Source organism: Streptomyces luteolifulvus, from assembly GCF_008806595.1.
GTDB classification, from domain to species: Bacteria; Actinomycetota; Actinomycetes; order Streptomycetales; family Streptomycetaceae; genus Streptomyces; species Streptomyces luteolifulvus.
This window is the reverse complement of record NZ_VZRB01000015.1, coordinates 74,518-89,229: the sequence shown is the minus strand read 5'-3', so window position 1 is coordinate 89,229 and position 14,712 is coordinate 74,518. Positions and strand designations below refer to the sequence as shown.

Below are 14,712 nucleotides of genomic sequence, written 5' to 3'. Positions count from 1 at the left end.
TGGGCGCGCGTGCCGTTCTCGGAGCGGTTCGCGTGTGGGTGGGGATGACGACAGGAGACGTGACCAGGTGATCGACCGCAAGTCCAAGGCACTGCTGACGGACCTGATCAAGCAGGTGAAGGCGGTCGAGGCCGATCTCGGCCAACAGGTTCGGGACGGCGAGACCGTGCTGAAGCCGCTGCGCACGGAGTACGGCAAGCTGCAGAAGGCCGACCCCAAGGGGAGCCCGAAGTGGGAGGCCTGGCTGGAGGAGCGGCTGGGCGAGCTGCCGGAGGAGCGGGCCGAGCTGGTGCGGGGGGCGGAGGCGGTCGCGGGGCGGCTGCGGGCCGAGTATGACCTGGCGTTCAAGCTCGGTCGTACGGGGGCGACTTGGAGCGCGTGGCTGGACGAGCGGGTCACGCAGGTCGCGGTGGCGTGGGTGCTGGGCACGGTGTTCGTACGGTTCTGCGAGGACAACCGGCTGATCCCGGAGCCGTACCTCACGGGGCCGGATGCCGAGCGGCGGGATCTGGCGGAGGCGCGGTACCGGCAGTACGTGGAGGATGAGCAGGACCCGACATACCGAGGGTGGCTGGAGCGGGCGTTCGCGGAGCTGGGTTCCGGGCAGGCCGGCAAGCTGTTGTTCGACAAGCGGCGCAACCCCCTGTACCAGATTCCGATCTCGCACGACGGGGCGCGGGCGCTGGTGGAGTTCTGGCGGGAGCGGCGGGAGGGCGGGGAGCTGGTCCATGACTTCACCGATCCACTGAATGAGGACGGGACGAAGGGGTGGGACACGCGGTTCCTGGGTGACCTGTACCAGGATCTGTCGGAGGCGGCTCGCAAGACGTACGCGCTGCTTCAGACCCCGGAGTTCGTGGAGGAGTTCATCCTCGACCGCACGATGGATCCGGTGGTGCGGGAGCTGGGCGGGCGGTTCGGCGAGCTGAAGATGATCGACCCTACGTGTGGGTCGGGGCACTTCGTGCTGGGTGCGTTCCGGAGGATGGTCCGGCTTTGGGCGGAGCGGGAGCCTGGGCGGGATGTGCATGAGCGCGTGCGGAATGCCTTGAACTCAGTGCATGGGGTGGACATCAATCCATTTGCGGTGGCTATCGCGCGGTTCCGGTTGCTGATTGCAGCGATGGCGGCAGCAGGAGTATGGACACTGGCGGAGGCTGGGCGATACGACTGGCCGATTCACCTAGCGGTGGGCGACTCTCTCATCAAGGCGCGGCAGCTTGAACTGACTCTGACTGATGAGGAGTCGGGAGACCCGCTCGCGGAATTCGCGTACGCCACGGAGGACCTGGATAAGCATTCGGGGATTCTGGAGCAGGGGCGGTATGACGTTGTAGTGGGGAATCCCCCCTACATCACGGTCAAAGACAAGAAGCTGAACGCGTTGTACAGGGAACTGTACGCGTCCTGTGCGGGCAAGTACGCCCTGTCTGTCCCCTTCGCGGAACGCTTCTTCCAGCTAGCGAAAGCAGGGGAACCTGACGGCCGCGGGTATGGCATGGTCGGGCAGATCACGGCGAACTCCTTCATGAAGCGGGAGTTCGGAACGAAACTAATTGAGGAATACTTTGCCCACAAGGTCGAGCTGACCGAGGTCATCGACACATCCGGGGCATACATCCCTGGACACGGGACTCCGACGGTGATCCTGGTCGGAAAACGTCGCGCCGGAATTAGCCGAACGGAAAACATTCGCACAGTAAGAAGCATTCAAGGCGAGCCGGGAGCACCGGAAATCCCCGAGAGCGGGAAGGTCTGGACCGCCATCGTCGACCAAATCGACAGACCTGGATCTGTCAGCTCCTGGGTTTCCGTGGACGAGCTCAACCGGCAACGGTACTTCGGAAAGCAGCCCTGGATCCTGATGGACGGCGGGCTGGAGCTTAATGAAGTCCTCGAGGCCAACAGCGTCACAAAGCTGAAATCGGCACTATCTCGCGATATCGGATTCGCTAGCTTCCCCGGCCAAGATGACGCATTCATCAGCACACTTGCGGCCCTGCGACGCCGAGGCATAAGAAATGACGTCATTAAGCCACTCATCGTCGGAGAGGTTGTTCGCGATTGGGACACCCACTGCGTCGAGAGTGCCATCGCACCTTACGGCGACGACCTCAAACCACTGGCGTATGAGGAGAACAGCGCGTGGGGACGATACCTTTGGATTGCTCGCAGCCATCTCCGATCGACCACCGATTTCGATGGTCAAAGCCAACAAGATCTGGGCAAACCATGGTGGGCATGGTATCGATGGGTTGCCGAGCGATACCGGACCCCGCTCACTATCACTTTCGCCTTCGTAGCCACACACAATCACTTCACCTTGGACCGAGGAGGGAAGGTATTCAAGCAAACTTCACCCGTTATCAAGCTGCGGGAGGGAGCCACCGAAGGGCAACACCTACAGCTAGTCGGTCTCCTGAACAGCACTATCGCATGCTTCTGGCTGCAACAAGTTTCCCACAACAAGGGAGAGGGAGGTGGCGCCCGAGTTGAGGCAGGTTACGCGGCCATGGGAAGTGAGGCGTGGAAAAACTCATACGAGTTTTCGGGAGGTAAGGTCGAGCAATTCCCTCTGCCGTCCTCCTATCCCACAGAGCTGGCCAGCGCTCTTGACGCTGTTGCCCATAAACTTGCTAGAACTACCCCTATTGCCGTAGCAAATGAAGCGCCACCCACCCCGACCACTCTCCGTGCGGCAAAGGCAGAGTGGGAATCCAAGCGTGCCCGAATGGTCTCCCTGCAAGAGGAGCTGGACTGGCAGGTCTACTCCCTTTACAACCTGCACTCTGAGGACCTCCGCGCCCCCGAGTCGGAAGTACCCCAACTCGCCCTGGGCGAACGAGCCTTCGAGATCGTGTTGGCTCGGCGGGTCGAGAAGCGTGAGGCATCCGACGAGTGGTTCAAGCGGCATGGGTCCACCCCCATCACCACGCTCCCCGACCACTGGTCGGACGTGTACAAGGCCACAGTCCAGAAGCGCATCGACGCCATCGAGTCGTCCCGCGCCATCGGGATGGTCGAGCGCCCCGAGTACAAGCGCCGGTGGGCAACCGAGGGTTGGGACGCGCTCCAGGAGAAGGCCCTGCGTTCGTGGCTTCTCGACCGCATCGAGAACCGCGAGCTCTGGTTCCAGGACGGCCAACCAACCATCCTCACCCGTGCCCAGCTCACCTCCGCCCTCTCCCTCGACGAGGACTTCGTTTCCGTCGCCGAGTTGTACGCCCCCCGCAAGGAGCTGGCGACCGTCGTCGCGGATCTCCTCGCCAACGAGCACGTCCCCTTCCTCGCCGCCCTGCGCTACAAGCCCACCGGTCTGAGAAAGCGCGCCGACTGGGAGCACGTCTGGGATCTCCAGCGCCAGGAAGACGCCGCCCCGAACGAGCCAGCCAAGCGGAGGATCCGGGACTCCATCCCCGTGCCACCGAAGTACACGTCGGCCGACTTCCTCAAGCCGTCCTACTGGCGCGCCCGAGGGAAGCTGGACGTGCCGAAGGAGCGGTTCATCTCCTACGCGACCGGAGCGATCTCCGGTACCCCGGACCTGTTCGGCTGGGCGGGCTGGGACCATCGTGAGCAGGCCCAGGCACTCAGCACGTACTTCACGAACCACGACGAGCTGTCCGACGAGCAGATGACGCCGCTGCTCGCCGGCCTCCTCGAACTCCAGCCCTGGCTCACCCAGTGGCATGACGAGTTCGACGCCCTGTACGGCGGCTCCCCCGCGGCCTTCTTCGCGGGCTACCGGGCGACGAAGCAGGGCGAACACGGTCTGACCGACGACGACCTGCGCGCGTGGCGTCCTGGGAAGTCAACCAAGGGCTGATCACCCCGGCGTGCCCTCCACTCTCTCCCGCGTGGAGGGCACGCCAACGTCCCGCATGGTCAACGGTTCTGCCGCGTGTACCCGTAGCGCCGGGCCCTCGTCCAGTGCCAGCACAACGGCGAGTCCACCAGCCGCGTACGACTCAGTGCGCACCGTACGGACAGTGCGCCACTCCCCCCACATTCGCACTAGCTGGCCAGGCCGCACCATGACAGCCGCAACCTCCCGCCCGTCAGGTTCAGCCACGATGTCCGGCGCTTTCAGCTCTGCCCACACGGTTTTCCCGATCCCGCCCGTGCGCTCCTCGACTCCCCAGCGGTGAGCCAGCGCCTCCACGAGCAACAGCCCCCGCCCACCGGTCTCCTCGTCACCGGGCGCCCGTACTTCGGGCCTGCCCGAGCCCGCGTCGCTGACTTCCAGTCGCAGCAGGCCGTCCTCCAGGGATCGCGCGATCCGTACGCCCACCTGTCGGTCACTCGGCACGCGTACGCGCAGCGCGTTGGTCACCAGCTCCGAGAGCACCAACTCCGCCGACTCCAGGATGTCTTGGGCAACACCCCAGCCGCCGAGCACGGCATGTAACGCCGCCCTCGATCTCGGCACACTTCGACGGCAACGGGACAGCCGGAACGTGACTTCGTTCGAGCCCACGCTCTCTGTCATGACACTCCCTGAGGGTCGATAGCTGACGATCAAGTCCCCGCGAGCCGAGGGAAGTTTCGACTCCCGCCACGACGAGCGTGCCGCGAAACATCGATACGGCGCAACGTTGAAGGGAGAGCCAGACTTCAATTCACCCTTTCGGGTAACCTGCGGGCAGCTCGGCAACACCCCTGGTAGGGAGTTACGTATGCCAAATGTCAAACCATCCACCGTGCTTGGGCGCCAACTGGGCGATGAGCTGAGGCGCCTGCGTGAAGCCGCAGGCCTGACCACCACACAAGCGGCTGATGCGCTCGACTGCACCAAGGGGAAGATCAGCCGCATTGAGAACGGGCATGTGCCCGTGCGCACCCCAGACCTGATCGCCCTCATGCAGACGTATGGCGTGCAGGACCCAGAGACGCGCGAACGCCTCGGCTCTCTCGCTCGCAGAGCCAACCGGCGCCGCCGCGAAGGCTGGTGGCATCAGTACGGTGCCGTCCTTGCCGACACGTACCGGGACTACATCGAGATGGAGAACATCTGCGACGGCATCAAGACGTTCCAGGCTCAGCTGGTCCCAGGACTCCTCCAAACACCGGCATATGGACGGGCGGTCACGGTGGCCTCTCGCGCATGGAAGACAGCGGAAGAGATCGACCAGTTCGTGCAAGTGCGGATCGCCCGGCAGGAACGGCTCGTCGGCGAGGCGCCGTTGGAGCTCTGGGCCGTGCTCGCCGAAGGCGTTCTCCGCCAGCAGGTTGGGGGGCTCACCGTGATGCGCGAACAGCTTGAACACCTGGCGACCATGGCTGAACGACCCAACATCACCGTCCAGGTACTACCGTTCTCGCGCGGTGCGCACTCGGGTATGTTCGGCCCATACCTACTGCTGAGCTTCCCGCGGGTGTCAGCGCTGGACCTCGTCCTGACAGAGACCCCGATCGGCAACATCTGGATGGAGCAGGAGTCCGAGGTGGCCCACTACCGCGAACTCTTCGACGACGCTCGTACGTCGGCGCTGCCACCAACGGAATCACTCAGGCTGATCCGCCGCATCGCCAAGGAGCACACACCATGAGCCGGCACCACCTCCCCTCGCCCGTCCTCGCGGAAGCGATATGGCGCGTCAGCAGCTACAGCGGCGGACAAGGCGAGTGCGTCGAAGTCGCCGACAACATCCCCACCCTCATCCCCGTCCGCGACAGCAAGCGCCCCGCCGGCCCGGTGATCACCTTCACCCCCCACGCCTGGCGCACATTCATCGCCCACCTCGGCTGAGCCAGCCCCGCGCACACACGCCATGCCCCTCCTCATGCCAGCCGCCCCACCGGTCACTCTCGGCACCCCATCCGCCCGCGCCCAGCTCGCCGCAACCCGCTCGACAATGACACGGGGTGTGCGAAAATTGCACACATGGAGAGCGAGCAGAGCTGGGCAGCGATCGGCGTCCGTATCGCCGAGACCCGGGAGTCCGTCGGGCTGAGCCAGGGCGAGCTGGCTTCACGCATAGGGGTAGACCGCACTGCGGTGGTCCGCATGGAGCAGGGCGAGCGCAAGGTGTCCGCGCTGGAACTCTTCCGGATCGCCGACGCCCTGGGCGCGCCGCCCGCGCACTTCCTCACTCGGCCACCCGCCGCGCTCGTGTCCCGCCGCAAGACGCTCGACTCCCCCGTAGACGCGGCCACGCGCGACAGCTATCGGCTGGACATTCGGCTGGAGGAACACGCCCGCAACGCCGAGTGGCTAGTGGCGGAGGGCTTCCTCACTCCGCCTCCCCTGGCCGATCTACTCGGCTCCGCTGAGGCCGGCCCCATCGCGTTGGCGCGCGCGGCCCGACGAGTGGCAGGCGTCCCGCAGGGACCGCTCGGCCCGATGGCCTCAGTAGTCGAACGCTTCGGCCTGTACCTGACCGTCGTCCCCGAGCCCTCCGAGGGCGCCTCGCTCCTGCTGGACACCTACGGGGTCAGCGTGATCAGCAGCCACTCCGCCCCCGGTCGCCGACGTTGGACCGCCGCACACGAGTTGGGCCACCATCTGCTGCAGGACGAGTACCACAGCGATGCGGGCGTATCGGCAAGCCGGGATGAGCGAGAACAGGTCATCGATGACTTCGCCGGGGAGTTCCTTCTTCCCGAGGACGAACTCGAAGGTGCCTGGAAGCAGGAATTCCGCCGGGGCCACTCCCCCCGCGATGCGTTGATCGGCATCGCTGCCGATTACCGACTCTCCTGGTCGGCCACAGTGTCGCGGGCACAGCAGCTCGGGCTTGTGAGCACATCTGATGCTCGCCGGCTCAAGGCCGATACCCCCATTCGCGGCGACTTCCTGGCCACCCGCGGCGCCGAGCCCGTAGCGGATCTCGAAGAGGGCGCTACCGGAGCAGCTTGGCGACATGCGGTCCTGACTGCTTGGAAGGTGGGGGCAGTCTCAGCGGCGCGCACAGTCGAGCTCTTGTACGGCGCCCTGCAGGAAACCGAGCTGCCGGAGCAACTCTCGGAGGACGTCGAACCGTGATCGTCCAAGGGGAGGGACCAAGTACGGTTGGACGGCTTCTCGTATGGGACACGTCGCCGCTGCACCATGCGATCAAGGCAGGACGCGTGGACACCCTGGCTGACCTCGCCGCCGAATATCGCGGCTTACCCCGTCGCAATGTCACCACGGCCGCCGTCATCGAGGAGCTGCGCCACTACGACCTGGACGTCTCGGGCCTGGGTTGGCTCGAAGTCCAGCACGTGGACGGACTCGCCGAGCTCACCGCGCTGGTGCGGTGGATGGAGCGCGTCTCCGGCCAGAAGTCCAACCACGGTGAGGCCACCGTGCTCGCCTGGGCCGACGTGCACGGCGCGGTCGCCGTGATCGACGATCTGGACGCGCGCAAAGCGGCACGCGCCGGCGGCCTCACCGTATGGGGCGTCCTCCGGGTGATCGCAGAGGGGGTACGGGGCGGGCGGGCAACCGAGTACGTGGCGTCCGGCCTGGTCGACGCGCTGCTGGCATCAGGTGCGCGCTACCCGTTCGCCCAAGGAGGTTTCCTCGAGTGGGCGAGGAAGAACGGGCTGCTGTGAGGCTGTCACTCAAATTCTTCTTACTATGACGCGTTTGAGTATCCGACTGCCGATCGTTCCACCCCCTGTCTTCTGCACGCGCACGGTCCATGTCGGACACACCCGATACGATCGAATACCGTCCGCAGCCGTGTGAACAGCGGCGGACGGCGCCTCCAGGGCAGTGTGCCATGCAGGGCATCACACGCCGTCCCGGTCTTCGGGGGACGCGCCGCGCTGCCCGGTGGACGTAGATGTAGACGCAGTAGACGAAAAGCAGGAGACGCGAGACAGAGATGGCCCCGACCGCCGCCACGGCCCCCCTTCTCCGCGATGTCATCGACATCAAGACGTCCATCTCCACGTCGGACTTCGTCCTGAAGCTGGCCGAGGCCGTCACCCCGGAGGGCGCCGAGCGGGCGCTGCGGGACTACGTCGTCACCGAGCGCCTTCTCGAGAACTTCGACGAGGCGCTCAGTCTGATCAAGACCGCGCTGGACGGGCAGACGTCGAAGGCCGCGTATCTGCACGGCTCGTTCGGTTCCGGTAAGTCGCACTTCATGGCCGTGCTGCACGCCCTGCTCCGGGGCGACGAGGCCGCACGCGCCCGGACCGATTTCGATCCGGTGCTGGCCAAGCACGAATGGCTGAGCACAGACGGCAAGCGGTTCCTGCTCGTGCCGTACCACATGCTCGGAGCCAAGTCCCTTGAGCAGCGGGTGCTCGGCGGGTACGTCAGTCACGTCAAGGCGCTGCATTCCGATGCGCCCACGCCGCAGGTCTACCGGACCGACTCCCTCTTCGCGGACATCCGCGCGCTGCGGGATCGTATGGGCGACGACAAGTTCATCGAAGGGCTCGCCGGAGCCGCGGCCGAGGGAAACACCGTCGATGCCGACGACGAGTGGGGCGATTCCTTCGCCTGGACGCCAGCGCTCCTCGACACCGCCCTCGCCGCCGAGGAACTGGACGGCGCCGAGGTCAACCTCAACCTGGTCAACCCGACCACCCCGGCCGAGCTGCGCGCCAAGCTGGTGCACGACGCGAGCACCAGCTGGTTCCCCGGCTTCGCGAAGAACGCCGCAGAGGACGAGCACGGCTTCATCTCGCTCGACGCCGGCCTCGCCGTCATCGCCGAGCACGCGAAGTCGCTGAACTACGACGGGCTGATCCTGTTCATGGACGAGCTGATCCTCTGGCTCGCCAACCGCATCCACGACCAGAAGTTCGTCTCCCGCGAAGCCGACAAGATCACCAACTTCGTGGAGGGCGCCGACTCTCGCCGCGCCATCCCGATCGTGTCGTTCATCGCACGGCAGCGCGATCTGCGGGAGCTGGTCGGCCAGGAGGTCTCCGGGGCCGCCGAGACCGCCATCCAGGACAGCCTCAACCTCGCTTCCGGGCGCTTCGACAAGATCACGCTCGAGGACCGCAACCTCCCGCAGATCGCCCACGCCCGTCTCCTGAGGCCCAAGGACGCGGAGGCCGCCGCCAAGCTCGACGCAGCGTTCGCGAAGATCAAGCGGGTCGGGCCGCAGGTGTGGGACGTGCTGCTGGGCTCCGACGAGGGGACGACCGGTGCCGACGAGGCGTCGTTCCGGCTGACGTATCCCTTCTCGCCTTCGTTCATGGACACCCTGGTCCACATCTCCTCGGCGCTGCAGCGCTCCCGTACCGGTCTGAAGCTGATGGGCCAGTTGCTGGCCGATCATCGCGACGACGCGACGCTGGAGCAGCTCATCCCGCTCGGCGACCTCTACCCGGTCATCGCCGACGGCGGCGACCGGCCGTTCGTCGACAGTCTGAAGGTGGAGTTCCAGGCCGCGGACAAGCTGTACCGCACCAAGCTGCGGCCCTATCTCCTGGCGATGTACGACGTCACCGAGGAGGACATCGAGCGTTACCGCCACCGCCGCGAGACGGTCACCGACCAGGGGCTCGTCCAGCGGTGCAAGGCGTTCGTGGGCGACGACCGGCTGATGTGCACGCTCCTGCTGTCCGCGCTGGCGCCCAGTGTGCCCGCGCTGCGGGACCTGACGATCCGGCGGCTCGCGTCCCTCAACCACGGCTCGGTCATCTCCCCCATCCCGGGCGCTGAGGTCGGCGCGATCCAGTCGAAGGTCGACGAGTGGGCGGCGCGCTTCGCGGAGATCAAGCCCACCGGCACCAAGGTCAACCCGGGCGTACGGCTCGAGCTGGCCGGCGTGGACGTGGACTCCGTCATCGCCAATGCCAACGTCAACAACAACCGCTCCAACCGCCGTGCCCTCGCCAAGCGGCTCCTCGCCGAAGAGCTGGGCATCGACCTCCAGGAACGGCTCACCGCGGACGAGCTGAAGTTCGTCTGGCGTGGCTCGAACCGCACGGTGGAGGTCATCTTCGGCAACATCGCCGACCACGACGACCTGCAGGACCACGACTTCGCCCCCAGCCAGGACGGGCTGTGGCGGATGATCATCGATCTGCCGTACGACGAGGGCGAGTACGGGCCGCGCGAGGACGCCAACCGCATGGCCGAGCTCCGCAGGCTTCCCGGGAACCGGCCGCGGACTGTGGGGTGGATTCCCACCCACCTGTCCGCTGCCCGCTTCCAGGACTTCCAGCGACTGGTCGTCATCCACTACGCCCTTGCCGACCAGCGGCGCTTCGACACCAGCTATGCGCAGCACCTGAACGCCGACAACCGGGCCCGCGCCAAGGCACTGCTCGAAGACCAGCGCGAGACGCTCACCAAGACGGTGAAGGCGGCCTTCAAGCAGGCCTACGGTCTTGCGGCCAAGAAGCCGGGCGATGTCAACCCGGACTTCAACGAGCACCTGGAGCCGTTGCCCGACGTGCCGGAACTGCGCGTCTCCATCGGGCAGTCCCTGCACGACGCGGCTCGGCACGTGGCGGGCAAGCTGCTGGCCCACCAGTTCCCCGCGCACCCGGACTTCGACCCGGACGGCACGGGTGCCGTCGTCAGACTCTCCGACGCGCGGGCCGTGTTCGGGTACATCCGGGCCGCCGCGGAGGCCGGTGAACGGCAGGCCGAGATCCCGGCCAAGGAACGTCCGCTCATGCGGCGCATCGCCGCGCCGCTGGGGCTCGGCCAGCAGAAGGAGGCGTACTTCCGGCTCTCCACTCGCTGGCCGGAGCACTTCGCCCTCCAGGCGCGCGGCGAGGCCGGTCCCGGTGACCTCAGCGTCGTCCAGCTCACCGAGTGGATCGACCGTCCGGCGCCGATGGGTCTTGAGCCGTTCCTCGCCCATCTGGTCATCGCGTCGTACGCGGAGATGGACGACCGGGTCTGGGTACGGGCCGGTGCGCTGCTCGACCCCTCGCCCGAGCTGTCGGCGATCAAGCCGCAGGACGCGCTGCGTTCCCAGCCGCTGCCGGAGGAGAACGTCTGGGAAGAGTCGGGCCGCCGCTACTGGGAGATCTTCGGCGAGGAACCGCCCAGGCTGCGCCGGGGCCGGATGGTCGGGCAGTTCGCCCGGCGGATCACGGAGCGAGCACGCACGTACCAGCCGCACGCGGCCGATCTGGTGGCGCAGTTGGAGAAGCACGCGACGCTGCTCGGCCTGGACGGCACCGACGAGGCCGGCCGGCTGGCGATCGCCCGCCGGGCCCGGGACCTGCTGGACGAACTGCGCGGGCTTGATCAGGGCGCGGGCGGCGGTTCCGCGGCGGCGAAGCAGGTCATCTCCGCCTTCGCCGGCTTCGATCTCGGCGACGTGCCGACGAGCCGCTACGGTGCGTCGATCAAGCAGGCCGAGTCCGTCGCGGCTGCCTTGGCCACCGCGGCCTGGGACATGCTCAAGCTCGCGCCCAACTACGGGCCGCAGGGTGAGGCGGTGCTGGAGGAGTTGCGCGGCGCGGCGCGTGTCGATCAGCGCACCAAGGACCTCAAGGAGGCGCTGCGGGAGGCACGGCGCGCCATCGTCGCCGTCATCGAGCGCAGCCAGGCGCACACCGCCGACCCCCGTAGGGCGTACGCCGCGCCCACGCCGACCGAACCTCTCACCAAGCCCGACGCGATCAGCCTGAGCACCGACACCAGCCGGCCGCCCGTGCCCTCCACCCACCCCGGCACTGACGGCGGACGACGTGCGGGACGCCGCTCGGGCGGGGGCCGGACCACGGCCTCCCGTGCGCTGGCCGAGTTGAAGGCCGAACTGGCCGAACTGACGGCTGCCGAGCCGGACGCAGAGATCGAGATCAGCTGGCGGGTCGTGGAATGAGCGGAAGGCAGCGGGCGGAGAAGGTGTGGGGACAGTGAGTACGGCGGCCGTGACCACCACCAGCGCGGTGCGGCTCAACGCCGCGACCATCACCCAGTACCTGGCATCGCAGCCCGGCCTCAAGCCGGACAAGCGCAGGGTCGTGCTGCTACGGGCCGCGCCCTCCTGGGACGGCCCCGACGAGCTGCCGTGGGGCGAGCAGCGGCGGGCCACGGTCGCGGCGGCGCCCTCTCCCCTCGGCGTGTACGAGCTGCTCCTCGCACACCAGAAGCCGTCGGCCGCCGGGCCCGACGTGCTGGTGATACTGACCGACCGCGAGGAGGCGGAACTCGGGCCCGACCTGCTGGCCAAAGTGCACCGGCAGCGGGTCAACGCCGTCGACACCTGGGACGTCGTACGGGAGGCTTTCGGTGCTGGCGCCTCCGACCACCGGCTGTTCGAGGAGAACTGGGCTGCCGAGGCACTGCTGGACGCCGCTCCCCCGCACGGCGGGTGGCCGAAGCTGGCGGGCGGTGTCCTGTCGCGGCGTGAGGCGCTGACCTCGCTCGCCCTGCGCAGGCTGGGAATCGGCCGCTACGACCCGGACGCCGAGATCTCCCGCTCCGTGGCGGGAGCCGGTGACGAATTGGACATCCACACCCTGCTGCGGTGGTCTCTCGTGCCTGGCGGCCCGGAACGGCTCCTGGCGCTGCGGGCGCCCGAGCGAGCCGGGCTCGTGCGGTTCCTCGGCGAAGAGGAGCAGGCCGGACGCGCGGGACAGGCCCTGCTCGCCCTCGTGACGGCGGAACACGGTCCGGAGGCCGTCGCGTTCGGGCTGGTCTGCGCGGCGCTGTGGGGGCCCTCCGACGCCGTGGCGGACGCGGAGGACTACCGGGCCCGGGGGCGGGCCGAGCGCTGGTTCGGAGAAGAACCGCCCGCCCAGGGTGAGCACCTGGACGCGCTCGCGGCTGCCTTCGGACGGTCCTGTGAGGAGTTCGTCTCCGCCCTGCTGCTGACGGGACGGTCGGACAGCGACGAAACGGCGGCGGAGGCCCGGCGGCTGACCGGGTTCGTTCTCGACCGGGCGGCCGCCCTTGCGCGCCAGTTCGGAGCGGAACGGGCTGCAGGGACAAGTTCCGTGCTGGCGGCAGGACTTGAAGCACGCTTCGCCGCTGTCGGCGAGGCGCTGTCGAGCGGCGGCCCCGAGCGGATCACATCCGCGGTGAAGGCCCTCAGCCGACACCGGCTCGCCCGGGATCCCGACCACAGCGTCCGTATCGAGCGGGTGCGCATGGCGCAGCGGCTGGCACGTTGGCTCGCGACCGACCCGCCGGTCGAGACCCGCACGGTAGCGGATGCCATCACCCGTCACGTCGCCGAGACGGGCTGGGTGGACCTGGCACTGGAGCACATCGAGTCCGGGGGCGATCCCGATCCGGCGCTCCGGTCCGCGTACGACGCTCTGTGCGCCTCGGCACGTGACCGTCGGCGCGAGATCGACCGGCACTTCGCCCAGGTGCTCGCCGTCCGGGCGGCGACCGACCGTGGTCCCGGCTCGATGCCGGCCGTGGAGACGTTCCTCCCCGAGGTTGTCGCCCCGGTGGTGAAGGCCGGAGAACGGAGAGTGCTGCTCCTGGTGCTCGACGGGATGAGCGCCGCCATCGCCGCCGAACTCGGTGAGCAACTGCGTGACCACTGGGTCGAGTACGACCCGTTGCCGGGCGCGAAGGACACCCCGCATCGCCGCGCGATGGCAGCCGCGCTCCCCACGGTCACCTCCGTGTCGCGGACCTCGCTCTTCGCAGCACGGCTGATGAAGGGCACGCAGGCCGACGAGAAGAGGCTGTTCCCCGCTCACCGCTTCTGGGGCGGGGAGGACGTGGCGGTCTTCCACAAGGACGATCTGCGCGCCGAGACCAGTGGTGAGCCGTTCGGGCCCGAGCTGCACGAGGCGCTCGTCGGCGACCGTACGCATGTGGCGGTGGTTCTCAACACCGTGGACGACCGGCTGGCCTCCGAGCAGAAACTCGGTGACGGTGCCTGGCGGCTGTCCGACATAGGGGGGCTGCGAGCGCTGCTTCGATCTGCCGCGGACCAGGGCCGAGCGGTGATCCTCACCAGCGACCACGGCCACGTCATCGACCGACGGTCGGCGCGGGTGGACGCCGAGGACGTGCGGTCCGCGCGGCACCGCGGCACCGGAGGTCCGCTCGTGGAGCAGGAAATCGTGCTGACGGGCCCTCGGGTTCTCGACCCGGAACCGGAGAGCGAGATCGTCACCCTCTGGGACGCCGACACCCGCTACACGTCTCGCAAAGCCGGCTATCACGGCGGCGCGTCCCTGGCCGAGTTCGCCATCCCGGTGCTGGCCTTCCTGCCCTTCGGGGCGAAACCGCCGAGCGGCTGGCGGGAGCTGGGGAACCAGCAGCCGAGCTGGTGGTCACTGGTCCCGCGAGGGGAGGAGCAGCCATCGCGGGCCCAAGCCGCCGCGGTCTCGGCGCCGGTACCGAAGAAGCCGCCCAAGAAGACCAAGAACGAGGCGGAACTCGCCAAGAGCCACGAGGCGCTGTTCGACGTGGCGCTGGTTCCCTCGGGATCCGAGGACGGCGCTCTGTTGTCCGTAGCCCCTGTGTCTCCGGGTGATGCCTTGGCCGACGCCCTCCTGAAGTCCGAGGTCTTCGCAGCACAGGTGCAGCTGCTCGCCCGTAAACCGGACCTTGCCCGGGTGGAAAAGGCCGTACACACTCTGCTGGACGCGGGCGGCACCCTGCCCATGACTGCCCTCGCCCAGCGCGTCGGACTGCCCGCGAACCGGTCGGCGGACGGCTTCGCCGCTGTGCTGCGGCAGTTGCTCAATCACGACAGTGTCCAGGTGCTGGAGACGCTGCCGGACGGGCGGACCCTGCGGCTGCATACCGGACTGCTGCGGGACCAGTTCGAGTTGAGCTGAGGGAACAGTGTCGTCGGTCCCGGGCGCCCCGGGACCGACTAA

General features: G+C 67.7%; 8 protein-coding genes. 7 read left to right on the top strand and 1 reads right to left on the bottom strand.

Annotated features, from left to right (window positions below; translation table 11 throughout):
* Nucleotides 1-67 precede the first annotated feature (67 nt).
* A complete protein-coding gene (gene pglX, locus F7R91_RS21870; protein ID WP_150950784.1) occupies nucleotides 68-3,826 on the top strand; it encodes a BREX-2 system adenine-specific DNA-methyltransferase PglX in 3,759 nt (1,252 codons plus the stop codon).
* Here the strand turns inward: pglX and F7R91_RS21865 are convergent, their stop codons facing one another.
* Complete coding sequence (locus F7R91_RS21865) at nucleotides 3,827-4,489, bottom strand: ATP-binding protein (RefSeq protein ID WP_150950783.1); 663 nt, start codon at nucleotides 4,487-4,489, stop codon at nucleotides 3,827-3,829.
* A 187-nt stretch (nucleotides 4,490-4,676) separates the two neighbouring features.
* Here F7R91_RS21865 and F7R91_RS21860 point away from each other — a divergent pair, with 187 nt between their 5' ends.
* From F7R91_RS21860 to pglZ, 6 genes are all read left to right on the top strand, one after another.
* Nucleotides 4,677-5,549, top strand: coding sequence for a helix-turn-helix domain-containing protein (locus F7R91_RS21860; RefSeq protein ID WP_150950782.1), 873 nt, complete (start codon nucleotides 4,677-4,679; stop codon nucleotides 5,547-5,549).
* Entirely contained in the window at nucleotides 5,546-5,749 is a 204-nt protein-coding gene (locus tag F7R91_RS21855; RefSeq protein ID WP_150950781.1) for a DUF397 domain-containing protein, read from the top strand. The genes F7R91_RS21860 and F7R91_RS21855 overlap by 4 nt, the downstream gene beginning before the upstream one ends.
* Nucleotides 5,750-5,884: 135 nt before the next feature.
* Nucleotides 5,885-6,985 carry a helix-turn-helix domain-containing protein gene (locus F7R91_RS21850; RefSeq protein ID WP_150950780.1) on the top strand — a complete coding sequence of 367 codons (1,101 nt, stop codon included), beginning with the start codon at nucleotides 5,885-5,887 and terminating at the stop codon, nucleotides 6,983-6,985.
* Between the two features lie 86 nt (nucleotides 6,986-7,071).
* Nucleotides 7,072-7,539 carry a hypothetical protein gene (locus F7R91_RS21845; protein WP_150950779.1) on the top strand — a complete coding sequence of 156 codons (468 nt, stop codon included), beginning with the start codon at nucleotides 7,072-7,074 and terminating at the stop codon, nucleotides 7,537-7,539.
* Between the two features lie 275 nt (nucleotides 7,540-7,814).
* Entirely contained in the window at nucleotides 7,815-11,741 is a 3,927-nt protein-coding gene (gene pglY / locus F7R91_RS21840; protein WP_150950778.1) for a BREX-2 system ATPase PglY, read from the top strand.
* 34 nt (nucleotides 11,742-11,775) lie between these two features.
* Nucleotides 11,776-14,670, top strand: coding sequence for a BREX-2 system phosphatase PglZ (gene pglZ / locus F7R91_RS21835; protein ID WP_150950777.1), 2,895 nt, complete (start codon nucleotides 11,776-11,778; stop codon nucleotides 14,668-14,670).
* Nucleotides 14,671-14,712 lie beyond the last annotated feature (42 nt).

Excerpts from the sequence above, each read along its gene's own strand:
- F7R91_RS21860 (WP_150950782.1), top strand. The coding sequence starts at position 4,677 with ATGCCAAATGTCAAACCATCCACCGTGCTTGGGCGCCAACTGGGCGAT.
- F7R91_RS21850 (WP_150950780.1), top strand. The coding sequence starts at position 5,885 with ATGGAGAGCGAGCAGAGCTGGGCAGCGATCGGCGTCCGTATCGCCGAG.
- F7R91_RS21865 (WP_150950783.1), bottom strand. The coding sequence starts at position 4,489 with ATGACAGAGAGCGTGGGCTCGAACGAAGTCACGTTCCGGCTGTCCCGT.
- pglY (WP_150950778.1), top strand. The coding sequence starts at position 7,815 with ATGGCCCCGACCGCCGCCACGGCCCCCCTTCTCCGCGATGTCATCGAC.
- F7R91_RS21855 (WP_150950781.1), top strand. The coding sequence starts at position 5,546 with ATGAGCCGGCACCACCTCCCCTCGCCCGTCCTCGCGGAAGCGATATGG.